The 14034-nt window shown below is 36.5% G+C and carries 13 protein-coding genes; 3 read left to right on the forward strand and 10 right to left on the reverse strand.

Features of this window, described 5'->3' with window-relative positions; genetic code table 11:
- Nucleotides 1–16 precede the first annotated feature (16 nt).
- Nucleotides 17–1351: a glutamyl-tRNA reductase gene (gene hemA, locus MKY00_RS22230; RefSeq protein WP_016718606.1), complete on the reverse strand. Its 1335-nt coding sequence runs from the start codon at nt 1349–1351 to the stop codon at nt 17–19.
- Between the two features lie 416 nt (nt 1352–1767).
- On the opposite strand from hemA, the gene MKY00_RS22235 reads away from it, so the two are divergent.
- Together MKY00_RS22235 and MKY00_RS22240 are read left to right on the forward strand one after the other, a co-directional pair.
- Nucleotides 1768–2220 (forward strand): MarR family winged helix-turn-helix transcriptional regulator, encoded by a 453-nt coding sequence (locus MKY00_RS22235; RefSeq protein ID WP_000228198.1) that lies wholly within the window; start codon nt 1768–1770, stop codon nt 2218–2220.
- Nucleotides 2221–2222: 2 nt separating this feature from the next.
- On the forward strand, nt 2223–2639 hold the full coding sequence (locus MKY00_RS22240) for an organic hydroperoxide resistance protein (protein ID WP_000359781.1): 417 nt from the start codon (nt 2223–2225) through the stop codon (nt 2637–2639).
- A 34-nt stretch (nt 2640–2673) separates the two neighbouring features.
- Here the strand turns inward: MKY00_RS22240 and ysxC are convergent, their stop codons facing one another.
- The 8 genes from ysxC to MKY00_RS22280 form a co-directional block, all read right to left on the reverse strand.
- Nucleotides 2674–3270, reverse strand: coding sequence for a ribosome biogenesis GTP-binding protein YsxC (gene ysxC, locus MKY00_RS22245; protein ID WP_000869113.1), 597 nt, complete (start codon nt 3268–3270; stop codon nt 2674–2676).
- Nucleotides 3267–5597 (reverse strand): endopeptidase La, encoded by a 2331-nt coding sequence (gene lon, locus MKY00_RS22250; RefSeq protein ID WP_000097298.1) that lies wholly within the window; start codon nt 5595–5597, stop codon nt 3267–3269. The genes ysxC and lon overlap by 4 nt, the downstream gene beginning before the upstream one ends.
- 182 nt (nt 5598–5779) lie before the next feature.
- On the reverse strand, nt 5780–7450 hold the full coding sequence (lonB, locus tag MKY00_RS22255) for an ATP-dependent protease LonB (RefSeq protein WP_029141203.1): 1671 nt from the start codon (nt 7448–7450) through the stop codon (nt 5780–5782).
- Between the two features lie 106 nt (nt 7451–7556).
- On the reverse strand, nt 7557–8816 hold the full coding sequence (gene clpX, locus MKY00_RS22260; RefSeq protein ID WP_000472282.1) for an ATP-dependent protease ATP-binding subunit ClpX: 1260 nt from the start codon (nt 8814–8816) through the stop codon (nt 7557–7559).
- Nucleotides 8817–9080: 264 nt separating this feature from the next.
- Nucleotides 9081–10358: a trigger factor gene (gene tig, locus MKY00_RS22265; RefSeq protein ID WP_016718608.1), complete on the reverse strand. Its 1278-nt coding sequence runs from the start codon at nt 10356–10358 to the stop codon at nt 9081–9083.
- Between the two features lie 309 nt (nt 10359–10667).
- Nucleotides 10668–11666 (reverse strand): hypothetical protein, encoded by a 999-nt coding sequence (locus tag MKY00_RS22270; RefSeq protein ID WP_000358269.1) that lies wholly within the window; start codon nt 11664–11666, stop codon nt 10668–10670.
- 197 nt (nt 11667–11863) lie between these two features.
- A complete protein-coding gene (locus MKY00_RS22275) occupies nt 11864–12112 on the reverse strand; it encodes a hypothetical protein (protein ID WP_001983650.1) in 249 nt (82 codons plus the stop codon).
- Between the two features lie 287 nt (nt 12113–12399).
- Nucleotides 12400–12813: a group I intron-associated PD-(D/E)XK endonuclease gene (locus MKY00_RS22280; protein WP_000274735.1), complete on the reverse strand. Its 414-nt coding sequence runs from the start codon at nt 12811–12813 to the stop codon at nt 12400–12402.
- Nucleotides 12814–12969: 156 nt separating this feature from the next.
- Here MKY00_RS22280 and MKY00_RS22285 point away from each other — a divergent pair, with 156 nt between their 5' ends.
- Nucleotides 12970–13584, forward strand: coding sequence for a PH domain-containing protein (locus MKY00_RS22285; RefSeq protein ID WP_000475206.1), 615 nt, complete (start codon nt 12970–12972; stop codon nt 13582–13584).
- An 84-nt stretch (nt 13585–13668) separates the two neighbouring features.
- Here MKY00_RS22285 and MKY00_RS22290 read toward each other — a convergent pair whose 3' ends face one another.
- Nucleotides 13669–13869: a hypothetical protein gene (locus MKY00_RS22290; protein WP_000124456.1), complete on the reverse strand. Its 201-nt coding sequence runs from the start codon at nt 13867–13869 to the stop codon at nt 13669–13671.
- Between the last annotated feature and the right edge of the window lie 165 nt (nt 13870–14034).

Raw genomic sequence — 14034 nt, forward strand, 5'->3', positions numbered from 1 at the left:
CGATCATCCTTCCAAATTATAAAGATGGAACGGATGGTGTCCACGCTCTTTTATGTTCTACTTCTTCCGCACGACTCTCTACGTCTTCCATTTCTAAATCGAAAATCTTTGCAAATAACGCTAATTTTTCGTCTGCTCCCTCTTCAGCAGCTATTTCTTTCGCTACTAAAATTGGGTCTTTTAATAATTGATTAATAATACTTTTCGTATGCTTACTAATTACTTTTCTCTCACGATCACTAAGAGTTGGTATTTTTCGTTCCAAACTTTCCATCGTTTCACTTTGAATAGCAAGTGCCTTATCACGAAGAGCTGATATTAACGGAACGACACCAAGTGTACTTAACCACGTTTTAAATAAAACAATTTCCTCTTCAATCATAAATTGAATTTTCTCTGCTTCTTTCAAACGCTCAGCACGGTTCGCTTCTACTACTCCTTGCAAATCATCAATGTCATACAAGAAAGAACCTTCTAGCTCATCAATTGCTGGATCAATATCACGCGGCACTGCAATATCAACCATAAATAATGGACGACCAGAGCGCATTTTCTCTACCTTTGTCATCATCTCTTTCGTAATGACATAATCCGATGCACCAGTTGAACTAATTAAAATATCAGCTTCTAATAATGCACATTGTAATTCACTTAAAGGTTTTGCATGTCCCATATATTTCTCAGCCATTATTTCTGCTTTTGAAAGCGTTCTATTCATGACTGTTACTTTACGAGCACCACTTCCATATAAGTTTTGCAGTGCAAGTTCACCCATTTTACCAGCTCCGAGAATAAGCACGTGACAATCTGTTAACTCGCCGAATATTTTCTTCCCAAGCTCAACAGCAGCATAACTAACAGACATCGCACTTTCACCAATTGTCGTTTCTGAGTGAGCACGTTTCGCTAATGTAATGACTTGCTTAAACAATTCATTAAAAATTGTCCCTGTTGCTTTTACTTGCTGCGCTTCTAAAAAGCTATCTTTTATTTGACCTAAAATTTGCGTCTCTCCAACTACCATAGAATCTAAACCGCACGTTACGCGGAATAAATGATCGATTGCACCATCTTGTTCAAAAATAGTTAAATATGGTGCGACTTCTTCTATTTCAAGCTGAAACCAATCAGCTAAAAACTTCTTAATATAATACCGTCCCGTGTGTAATTGATCGACAACAGCGTAAATCTCAGTGCGATTACAAGTTGATACAATGACATTCTCTAACACGCTCTTTTGCTTTTGTAATGTCGTCATTGCTTGCTCTAGTTCTGCTGCCTGAAATGTGAGTTTCTCACGAAATTCTACAGGGGCTGTTCGATAATTTACACTAACAACAAGAATATGCACGCAGCATGTCCCCCTTCACCCGTTTTATCACTTTATCTACTATCATAATACAACTTTCCTCTTATGAATCTGACAATCGTGTGAACAACCGATTATTTTTTTATTTATTCTCCATATGTAAGAAAGGAGATTCAGTAAAATGAATAAAAGCTTTCTACTTTATAATGATTATAAAATAATAACTCTATTTGTACGTTACCAAAAAAAGTCCTCATAATCAAGTGATGGAAACTATTCCATATGAATTATAACATCATCTTTCCTATCTTCTTTCATCATGAAGGAAAATATGTATGATTGTGCCAAATTGTAGCACAAACTTTCTCAATACAATGTATTTGACATTGTATTTCTTTTCCGTTATATTGATTTTACAAAATTAAATTGTGCACAACTTAACGAGAAAGGAGTTATGTATGGTAGATAATTCTTTACATCTAGATAACCAACTTTGTTTTTCTATTTACGCCTGTTCTAGAGAGGTTACACGCTTTTACCGACCGTATTTAGAAGAAATGGGCATTACGTATCCACAGTACATTACTTTACTCGTACTATGGGAGCAAGATGGACTAACAGTAAAAGAAATTGGAGAACGTCTATTTTTAGATTCAGGTACGTTAACACCTATGCTAAAACGAATGGAATCATTAAACCTTGTAAAACGCGTTCGTTCCAAAGAAGATGAGCGAAAAGTATGTATTGAATTAACAGAACAAGGTAAAGATTTACAAGATAAGGCTTGTTCATTACCGACAACAATGGCTACAAATTTAGGAATTACAGAACAAGAATATCGTTCTTTATTAATTCAATTAAATAAACTAATTGAAACAATGAAAACAATTAATGATAGAAAAGGGGAATAAACATGGATAAATTATATACTGCTTCAGTAACTGCTACAGGTGGAAGAAACGGAAAAGTAGTTTCAGATGATGGCATATTAAATCTTGATGTAAAAATGCCGAAAGCACTAGGTGGTGCAGGCGGAGAGGCAACAAATCCAGAACAACTATTTGCTGCTGGTTATGCTGCTTGTTTTGATAGTGCGTTACAACTTGTCATTCGTACAAAACGTGTGAAAGTAGAAAGCACAGAAGTAACTGCTCACGTTTCTATCGGAAAAGATACAGACGGTGGTTTCGGCCTATCCGCTGTGCTTGATGTACATGTTGCCGGCGTCTCACATAGCGAAGCACAAGAACTTGTAGAAGCCGCTCACGGTGTATGCCCTTACTCTAAAGCAACACGAGGAAATATTGAGGTTACATTAAACGTACGCTAAAAAAATTAGTAAAACAAAAAACGCGCGACATTCGTCACGCGTTTTTTGTTTTTGTAAATTTATGAATTGCTTTCCATGCTTCTTCTTTTCCAAGTCCTGTTTCAGAAGAGAATAGAACGACTTCATCGCCACTTTCAATATCAAGCGTTTCTTTAACAACTTTTAAATGCTTTTGCCATTTCCCTTTCGGAATTTTATCGGCTTTCGTTGCAATAATAATTGTTGGGATGTCATAATGCTTTAAGAAATCATACATCATTACATCATCATTTGTTGGTTTGTGACGTAAATCAACTACTAGTACAGCTGCGTCTAATTGCTCACGTGTTGTAAAGTACGTCTCAATCATTTTACCCCAAGCTGCGCGCTCCGTTTTAGATACTTTCGCATATCCGTAACCTGGAACATCCACAAAGTGCATCATCTCATTAATTAAGAAGAAGTTTAATGTTTGTGTTTTCCCTGGTTTAGAAGAAATACGCACTAACTTTTTACGATTTAAAATTTTATTAATAAATGAAGACTTCCCGACATTGGAACGACCCGCTAATGCGATTTCTGGTAAGTCACCGTCTGGATATTGTTCTGGTTTAACAGCACTAATTACAATGTCTGCTTTTGTTACTTTCATTGTTTCACTCCTACTAATGCGTGCTCCAATACTTCATCTAAATGAGATGCAAGCACAAACGTAAGGTTTTCTTTTACGCTCTCTGGAATATCATCTAAATCTTTCTCATTTTCCGCCGGTAAAATAATCTTTGTTAAACCTGCGCGGTGAGCACTTAATGTTTTTTCTTTTAAACCACCAATCGGTAATACACGACCACGAAGTGTAATTTCACCTGTCATCCCCACTTCTTTACTTACAGGAATACCTGTTAGTGCAGAAATAAGTGCTGTTGCCATCGTAATACCTGCTGACGGTCCATCCTTTGGAACTGCTCCTTCTGGAACATGAATATGAATATCATTTTTCTCATGGAAATCAGGATCAATCTGAAGCTCTTCTGCACGAGAACGAATATAGCTAAACGCTGCTTGTGCGGATTCTTTCATAACATCCCCAAGTTTCCCTGTTAAAATTAATTTCCCTTTACCTGGCGCTACGGACACTTCGATCGCCAGTGTATCGCCACCTGCTGCTGTATACGCTAAACCTGTCGCCATACCAACTTGGTCTGTTTTTTCAGCTTGCCCATAACGGAATATGTGCTTACCAAGTAAATCAACAACATTTTTCTCTGTTACTACAATACGCTTACGTTCTGCTGTAACGATAATCTTTGCTGCTTTACGACAAACTTTTGCAATTTGGCGCTCTAGTGTACGAACACCAGCCTCACGTGTATAATAGCGAATCATTTCAAGAAGCGCTTCATCACGTACTTGTAAATTACCTTTTCGTAAACCATGCTCTTTTAATTGTTTCGGCAATAAATGTTCACGAGCAATATGAACTTTTTCAAGTTCTGTATACCCAGCAATCGAAATAATTTCCATACGATCAAGTAATGGGCCTGGAATACTGGAAAGTGTATTTGCAGTTGCTACAAACATAACCTTGGATAAATCATATGGTTCTTCAATGTAATGATCACTGAAGTTATGGTTTTGTTCTGGATCTAACACTTCAAGTAATGCGGCTGATGGATCTCCACGGAAATCGTTAGACATTTTATCAATCTCATCTAATAAAAAGACTGGATTAACTGATTTCGCCTTTTTCATACCTTGAATAATGCGTCCTGGCATTGCTCCAACGTACGTACGGCGATGACCACGAATTTCAGATTCATCACGTACACCACCAAGGGATACACGGACAAAATTACGATTTAATGATGTTGCAATGGAACGCGCTAACGAAGTTTTTCCGACCCCAGGAGGTCCTACTAAACAAAGGATAGGTCCTTTTAATGAATTTGTTAACTTCTGTACCGCTAAATATTCAAGTACGCGCTCTTTCACTTTCTCAAGACCGTAATGATCTTTGTTTAAAATCTCTTCAGAATGAGCAAGATCAATCATATCCTCTGTTGCTTCTGTCCACGGAAGCGCTAATAACCAATCGATATAATTTCGAATTACACCGCTCTCCGCAGAACTTGCTGGTAACTTTTCATAACGATCTAATTCTTTCAGCGCAGCCTTCATTGTTTCTTCAGGCATTCCTGACTGTTCAATTTTCTCACGAAGTTCTTCAACTTCCCCGCCCTTACCTTCTTTATCGCCAAGTTCAGTTTGAATCGCCTTCATTTGCTCACGTAAGAAATATTCTTTTTGCGTGCGCTCCATTGAACGTTTCACTTTTTGTCCAATTTTCTTTTCTAAACTAAGTAATTCTTGTTCATCTTGAATAATTGAAATAAGTGTATGTAATCGTTCTTTCACAGATATAATCTCTAAAATCTCTTGTTTCTGCTTCGTTTTAATTGGCAAGTGAGAAGCAGTTAAATCAGCTAATCTTCCTGGCTCTTCTACATCAGCTACCGTTGCAAATGTTTCATTTGAAACTTTTTTCGAAACTTTAATATATTGTTCAAAATGCTCCAGTAATGTACGCATAAGGGCTTTCTCTTCTAAATCAGCTTCCACTTCTTCCGTTATCGTTTTAATAGAAACTTGCACTACATTTTCTTCTTCGATAAACTCTACTACTTCTGCTCTATGTAAACCTTCTACAAGGACACGAAGCGTACCGTTAGGCAATTTTAACATTTGCTTCACTTTCGCCACTGTACCTACACTATATATGTCATCTTCTTTCGGATCATCGATATTCATTTCTTTTTGCATTGCTAAAAAGATGATATTTTCATCCATTGCCGCCTGCTCTAGTGCTTGTATCGATTTATCACGTCCTACATCAAGATGCAGAACCATCGTTGGATATACGAGAACGCCTCTTAATGGTAGGAGGGGCACGATTCTTTCATTCGTATTCATACTAGACATAGCACCTCCATAATAAATTAAACTCCTGTTCAACTATTTTATATTACAATACATCTAGATGCAATTGCAGAGATTCTCCGCAACTGTAAATCCCTCGTTTTTTCTCCCTTATAAAAGAAAAAAGACTCCGCTTAAGCATACAAACTTAAACGAAGTCTGGCAAATACTATTATCGTTCATTCTCACATTGATTGTGCATCTGTTTCGTCTATCGTAGTATGTACATCAAGCTCTCGATGTATATTTTCCTGTATAAACGTTAGCTCAAATACTTCCTTCAACTTCCGAACAGGAATAATTTCAATTCCTTTTATTGTATACAAAAATGGTTGCATGTTTTCAGCAGGAATGATAACTTTCTTAGCTCCTGCCTTTTTCGCAGCTTTTATTTTTGCGTACACACCACCGATAGGTTTCACTTCCCCGTGTATACTTATCTCACCAGTCATCGCTACTTCATTATTCACATACGTATGATGCACTGCTGAATACACGCCTGTTGCCATAGCAATTCCCGCCGAAGGCCCATCAATCGGGATACCACCTGGAAAATTAATATGTATATCGTACCCTTCTGGCAACACATCTAGAGATCGAAGTACTGTTAATACATTATCTACAGAACCTTTCGCCATACTTTTACGACGAATGGATTTCGTTTGACTACCAATACTTTCCTCTTCAACAATTCCGGTAACATTTACCGATCCTTTATCTTTCGCCTTGATTGCTGTTACTTCAATTTCTAATAATGCGCCTGTATTTGGTCCGTATACAGCAAGTCCATTTACAAGACCGATTCTCGGAATAGGGTAAATGCGTTTTTCATACTTCGGTGTGAGCTGACTAGAGTGAACAACCCACTCTATATCTTCATCTTTAATGAAAGGACGTTCTTCATTTATTGCCATTCCAGCAGAAATTTGTACAAGATTAATCGCTTCTCGCCCATTTCTCGCATACATCCCAATCATTTCAATACCATTTTCACCGATTTGCATTTCCACTTTGTCAGCCGCATTCTTCGCTACTTTTTGAATTTCTTCTGTATCTAACTCACGGAAGAACACTTCTAAACAGCGCGACCGAATAGCAGGAGGTATCTCATCTGGCGAACGTGTCGTCGCCCCAACTAAGCGAAAATCGGCTGGTAAACCTTTTTGAAAAATATCATGTATATACGTTGGAATCATCGTATTTTCTTCACTATAGTATGCACTTTCCAAAAACACTTTTCGATCTTCTAGCACCTTTAACATTTTGTTCATTTGAATCGGATGTAGTTCACCTATCTCATCAATAAACAAAATACCACCGTGAGCATCTGTTACCGCACCTTTTTTCGGTTGCGGAATACCTGCTTGCCCCATCGCACCAGCACCTTGATAAATTGGATCATGCACCGAACCAATTAAAGGGTCTGCAATACCACGTTCATCAAACCGAGCTGTCGTCGCATCCAGTTCAATAAATGTTGCATTTGTGCGAAATGGAGATTTTGGATTTCGTTTTGCTTCTTCTAATACAAGACGCGCTGCCGCTGTCTTTCCGACACCTGGCGGACCATATATAATCACATGTTGCGGGTTTGGACCACAAAGAGCCGCTTTTAACGACTTAATCCCGTCCTCTTGCCCCACAATATCTAAAAAGGATGTAGGACGCACCTTTTCCGCAAGCGGCTCTGTTAAAGAAATCTCACGCATTTTACGAAGCTGTTCTAATTCTTTTTTTGATTCTCGATCAATTGAAACTTTTTGTGTTCGCTGATTTCGAAGTAAATGCCAAAAATACAATCCGACAATTACACCAAAAACAAGTTGAACAAGTAAAAATATATTTGTCCAGCTCATCATTTATTTCCTCCCGCAATGTTTTATCTCTTAGTATTTCCGCGGAGGAACATAGCTAAACATAAAGAAAAACAGCAATTATAAAAATTGCTGTTTCCCCTTCGCATTATGCAGATGTTTTTGTATCAAGTACAGTACCGTCTTGTAACACCAATTTTGGCGCTGCGTTATCAGCTACTGTTTCTTTTGTAAGAATACACTTCTCGATATCTTTGCGAGATGGTAGCTCGAACATTACCTCAAGCATTAAGCCTTCAATAATAGAACGAAGTCCACGAGCACCTGTTTTACGTTCAATTGCTTTTTTCGCAATCTCAATTAGTGCGCCTTCTTCAAACTCTAACTCAACATCGTCAAGCTCCAATAGTTTTTGGAATTGCTTAACAAGTGCATTTTTCGGTTTCGTTAAAATATCAACAAGAGCATCTTCATCAAGCGGCTCTAGGTTCGCAATAACTGGAAGACGACCGATAAACTCTGGAATTAAACCAAATCTTAAAAGGTCCTCTGGTAATACGTGAGATAAAACATGCTTCTCATTTACATCAGCATTTTTCTTCTCAGAACCAAATCCAATTACTTTTTCACCAAGACGACGTTTAATAATTGGCTCGATGCCATCAAACGCTCCACCACAGATGAATAAGATATTCGTTGTATCAATTTGAATAAACTCTTGATGCGGATGCTTACGGCCACCTTGAGGTGGAACGCTTGCTACAGTACCTTCTAAAATTTTCAGAAGTGCCTGCTGCACACCTTCACCAGATACATCACGTGTAATTGATGGATTTTCGGACTTACGTGCCACTTTATCAATCTCATCAATATAAATGATTCCTTTTTCCGCTTTCTCTACATCATAATCAGCTGCTTGGATTAATTTAAGTAAGATATTTTCTACATCTTCCCCAACGTACCCAGCTTCAGTTAAAGATGTTGCATCCGCGATTGCAAATGGAACATTTAAAATACGCGCTAACGTTTGTGCCAGTAATGTTTTACCACTACCTGTTGGCCCGATAAGTGCGATATTACTCTTCGCTAATTCTACATCATCAATTTTGCTGTTAGAATTAATGCGTTTGTAATGGTTATATACCGCTACCGCTAGTGCTTTTTTCGCGTTATCTTGTCCGATGACATACTCATCTAAGATTTCACGAATTTCTACCGGTTTCGGTACATCTTTGAATTCTACTTCTTCGTCTTTCGCAAGCTCCTCTTGTACAATTTCAGTACAAAGTTCGATACACTCATCACAAATGTAAACACCTGGACCTGCAACTAACTTTCGAACTTGCGTTTGTGTTTTACCACAGAAAGAACATTTTAATTGCCCTTTTTCATCATTAAATTTAAACATATTTTCACACCCCTTACAAAGTGCTAACCTCTTGCCTTCGTATGTACACGATAAATGTATCGTATGTAAATACATATTATGTCACTACGTGGCGAGAAATACAAATAATATGACTAGTTATGTACAAATAAAAAGTTTTTAAAACTTTTGAAATATGTATATTCGACTCATTAAGGAAGTTTTCCTTCTTCATCGAAAAGTTTTATAAATATATTTCTATATTTATAAAACAAGGCACGATTAAAATCGCGCCTTGTTATTTTATTATGCAGCGTTTTCTACTAAGAAGTCTACAGCTTTACGAACTTTAAGATCTTCAGCTAAAGCGTCTACGCTTCCAAGAGCTTGCTTGATAGCGTCTACTGGCATACCGTACATTTCAGCCATTTTTTCAACTTCTGCAGTTACTTCTTCTTCAGTAACTTCGATGTTTTCAGCTTCAATGATAGCTTCAAGAACAAGGTTGATTCTTACGCGTTTTTGAGCGTCTTCTTTCATTTGCTCTTTTAACTTGTCAGCATCAGTACCTGTGAATTGGTAGTAAAGCTCAAGGTTCATACCTTGTTGGCTTAAACGTTGCTCGAATTCACGAACCATACGATCTAACTCAGTGTCGATCATAGCTTCTGGAATGTCGATTTCAGCGTTAGCAGCAGCTAATTCTACTACTTCGTCACGTACTTTGTGCTCAGCTTCGTGCTTTTTGCTTTCTTCTAAGTTTGTGCGAAGTTTTGCTTTTAATTCATCAAGAGTTGCAACCGCTTCGTCAGCTTCTTTAGCGAACTCGTCGTTTAACTCAGGAAGTTCTTTTGTTTTGATTTCATGAACCGTTACTTTGAATGTTGCTGGTTTGCCAGCTAATTCAGCAGCATGGTACTCTTCTGGGAATGATACTTCAACGTCTTTAGACTCACCAGATTTAAGACCAATTACTTGCTCTTCGAAACCTGGGATGAATGTACCAGAACCGATTGCTAGAGAGTAGTTTTCGCCTTTTCCGCCTTCAAATGCTTCGCCATCAACGAAACCTTCGAAGTCGATTACAGCTGTATCACCGTTTTCAACAGTTCCTTCTTCTTTAACAACTAGCTCAGCTTGACGCTCTTGTAAAGATTTTAATTCGTTCTCTACATCTTCGTCAGTTACAGTTGTTTCAACTTTTTCTACTGCTAAACCTTTGTACTCACCTAATTTAACTTCAGGTTTCACTGTAACTTTTGCAGTGAAGATAAGGTTAGCATTTTTTTCGAACTTCTCGATGTCGATTTCAGGATGAGCAACTGGGAAGATACCAGCTTCATCGATTGCTTCACCGTATGCTTTTGGTAAGATGATATCTAAAGCATCTTGGTATAAAGATTCAACACCAAAGCGTTGTTCGAATAACGGACGAGGCATTTTTCCTTTACGGAAACCTGGTACGTTGATTGTTTTTACTACTTTTTTGAACGCAGCGTCGATAGAGTTGTTTACTTCTTTAGCATCAACTTCGATTGTTAAAACGCCTACGTTACCTTCTAATTTTTCCCATTTTGCAGCCATTTATTCTTTCCCTCCAACTATAATAATGTATGCACATACCTCTATAGATTAAGATCTTCATTATCTCTTTTTTGAAATAACAAAAGTACAAATAATCCTCTAGCAAAAGCTTTCAGATATAATGTTCCAATCTACTAATTGCCTAAAAGACAACTACGGTATATTTTGTTCGAGAATAATATGAAACATATTAAGTAAGAGAATTACACTTCTCTTCTCTTACAAACAGGCAGATTTCTGCCTTTTGCAACCCTTACATTATAACATAGAATATGCTCGTTTCAAGAACCGAACGATTCTTTTTCATAATTATACGGGCAAATATCCTTCTCTTTCAACACGTAATAACCATTGATAGGCAATATGAAACTCTTCTAATTCAATATTATACGCTGTCATAAGCTCTTCTTCATCAATAGTCAACCCGAAACGCTTTCTACCAATTCTCTCTAAAACAGCAGCCCAAATCTCCACTTTATCCATTAATAGAGCGAATGGGAAAATGCTAATTTGCAATTCTTTCCAATATGTAACCATCGCATCAAATATATCAGGATAATTTTGCTCTAATCGACTTGATAATCTATGTATAATGTTATCGGATTGCTCCTCATTATGACCTGTAAATGCCGGAATTACCTTGATCGTATTCCCAAACTTTTCTACCTCTATCTCTTCTTCTATTTGATTTTCTATCATTTTATATAAAATAGAAGTTTTCAAATAAGGGTGCTGTTTTTCGTCTATTAAAAATTTCTTTAAAATAGGTAATGCAAGATCCAAATCTTTTAACGAAAGTTGCTGAATCGCTCTTAGCTTTTGCCCAAAGTTTTCTCCAAATATTTCATTAGTAAATTCATCTAACTCAAAATTCGAATCAACTCGTGATGTATCTACTTCATTTAACATACCTTCTGCAAATAAAGCGAGCTGTGCTAATTTTTCCTTTTGCTCAGGCATTACATCTTTCGTTTGCAAAACTTTTTCAACAGTTTCAATAACGCCTTCATAATCATTTGTTTGAACTAAAATTGTCACATACGTTTCAAGAATATCACCAAATAAGACAGCTCCTGTTTCCAGTAACTGTTCACATTTCTCTTTCGCTTCTTCCATATGTTTTAATTCTAACAAACAAATAACCGAAGCTAGTTCCGTTTGTTCCGTTTCTGCATTATACTGACGTAATATTTCAAAGCAGCGCAATGCATCTTCGAATTTCCGCTCTTTCAGCGCTAAAAAACCTTCATCAATATAGCGCTCTGATAGTTGCGGAAACAATACGACCGTATTTTCTTTTTTATCCATACGTCCGCCTCTTTTTCTAGATTTTAATTATCTTTAAAGTAAATATATCAAATGAGTAATGAGAACACAACATCCCGAAACCCTTTGTTTGAAATATAGAAATATTTAATTTTTACATTTCAATACAAGTGAATTCCTACTCAAAATTAAAAATATGCAAATAAAAACCCTCAGCAATTCAAGCAGAGGATTCATCATTAATGGAAAGCTTTTATAATAGTGGGGTATATAACAAGGGTAATAATTTGGAGAACAATAATTGCCATAACAATCATGCTAAAGTAGAAGATTGGTTTACTTCGCTTCATTAAAAACATAATGATGAGCATCGTACAAGCAAACAAACTTAAGAAGAACAAACTCGTTGTCGAACTAAGTATACCACTTGGGACAAAGAACAATAACACAACACTACAAGTACCTATAATTCCAAATAACCATTCCATTCATTCACTCATTCCCTTTCCCTCTCATGGTAGTTTCCTCTACGCGATTAAATGTTTTACAACATCAACTACATACGTTAATTTCTCATACGCTACAAATCCAAAAGCAACTGTTAAACCCGTTACGATTAATCCCTTCATTATTTCTTCCTCCTCGTTTTATCGTTGTTACCTTCATTATAGAGGATTAGCAATTTGTTACCATCGAACTACCTTACAGTTACCTTACAGAATTGTAAGATTTCAAAGAGAGATTGAAAAAACACCTCATATCACTTGTGGTGCTTTCACGGAATTTCTCTATAATCACTTGCAAAATTAACTTTTTTCTCTTGTTTATTTTTCGGAGAATCCACTCTTAAACTAATAGATTTACTAAATAATTTGGGATTGAAATAATAACAACAATCCGTTTGAGGACAATATACACAATACACATCTATTTCTTCTTTATTCACTTCTTTTGTAGCGACTCCGCTTGCTGTAGAATAACTAGATCGGAATCTTACTTCCAGTATCCCTCTTGCATTCAACTCTCTATATTTCACTTGCACCCTTTTAAATACCCCGCCTTTATACACTACAAGATCAAAGGGCGAATGCTCTGTTTGTGGTATTAAAATCATATATCCTTTTTCATACAAATCAACTTGTGCCTTTAAAACAGCTAAATCTCCTTTTGTTTTTGTATGATGGTACACTTTTTCTCAGCACCTTTTTACATATTTTCAAAATAATATTCGTTCCTTTTCTTAACTTACCTCCCAACATTTTCTCATTAAAAGAAAACTCTTTGTTAAAACCATGTTAATATATTTTTGTATAATTAAGAATTTAATTTACAAGGGGGATTATATATGTTCAAAAAAGTAGCTGCTGATGTTTTAGGGTTAAGTGATGTAGGTTCTGTCATTACACCGAAAGATTATGACAAGGTCGATGCTGATGATTACGTAATGCATGAAGATGGAGAGAAAATTTATTTTCTAATTAAATCGAAATCAGATGAATATTGCTTCACAAACAAAGGATTACTTCACCTAGATGGTACAAGTGCGACAAGCAAAAAACGTACACTACGCCGCTTTAGCTATAGTAAATATCAAATTAAAAACGTAGCGCTTGAAACTGCGGGAACGATTGATTTAGATGTAGAAATTAAATTTCAAATGGGAGATGAACATTATTCAATTGATGTTCATAAAAAACATATCGAGGAATTAAAAGATTTATATAAAGCTTTACTTAAAATCGAAGAAATTTCATACGACAACGATATTACATTGCAGTATGCACATAAAAGTTTAGATATGGCATCTAACGCTTTTAGCCGTATTTCAAATGCACAAGTAAATTTAGCAGAGCAATTTAAAGAAATGAACGAAATCGCCTTTAACTGGCTCGTTGATACGAAGAAACAATATAATGTGAAAGATTATGGTTTTGTATTTGAGAAGTTTATTAATAACTAAACAGAAAACCTTGTTATCAAAAGATAACAAGGTTTTTTCAGCGTCCCAGGAGAATTTCGAGCTCCCACTCCGCCCATTTCCGTACTATTTTATATATTTTGATCGCAGTCTTAATATATCTTCCTCTTCTCGAATACCTGCCGATCCTTTCCTCACATTTTTTACGATAGTCCAATCTGGGTTAGTTTCATCACCGATGTTCTGTACTGTAAAGTTGCCATCACCGTATTTTCGGTGACCTTCTGCCAATTTCTCCGTTAAATCGTTCTCATTTGATCTCGCCATCTTTGCGCCATCTCCCTTTTTTATACAACCTTCTTAAACTGTCTAACCAATCACAGGTCTAGTCAATTGGAGATTCTCGTTTTCCGCTTCTATTCATTGTAACACACTAACGGGGATAAGTTTCGATAACGGTTGCTCAATCGTACAACGGTGGTAAAAAGTTTT

This window comes from Bacillus sp. FSL R9-9834 (assembly GCF_038006905.1).
GTDB classification, from domain to species: Bacteria; Bacillota; Bacilli; order Bacillales; family Bacillaceae_G; genus Bacillus_A; species Bacillus_A pacificus.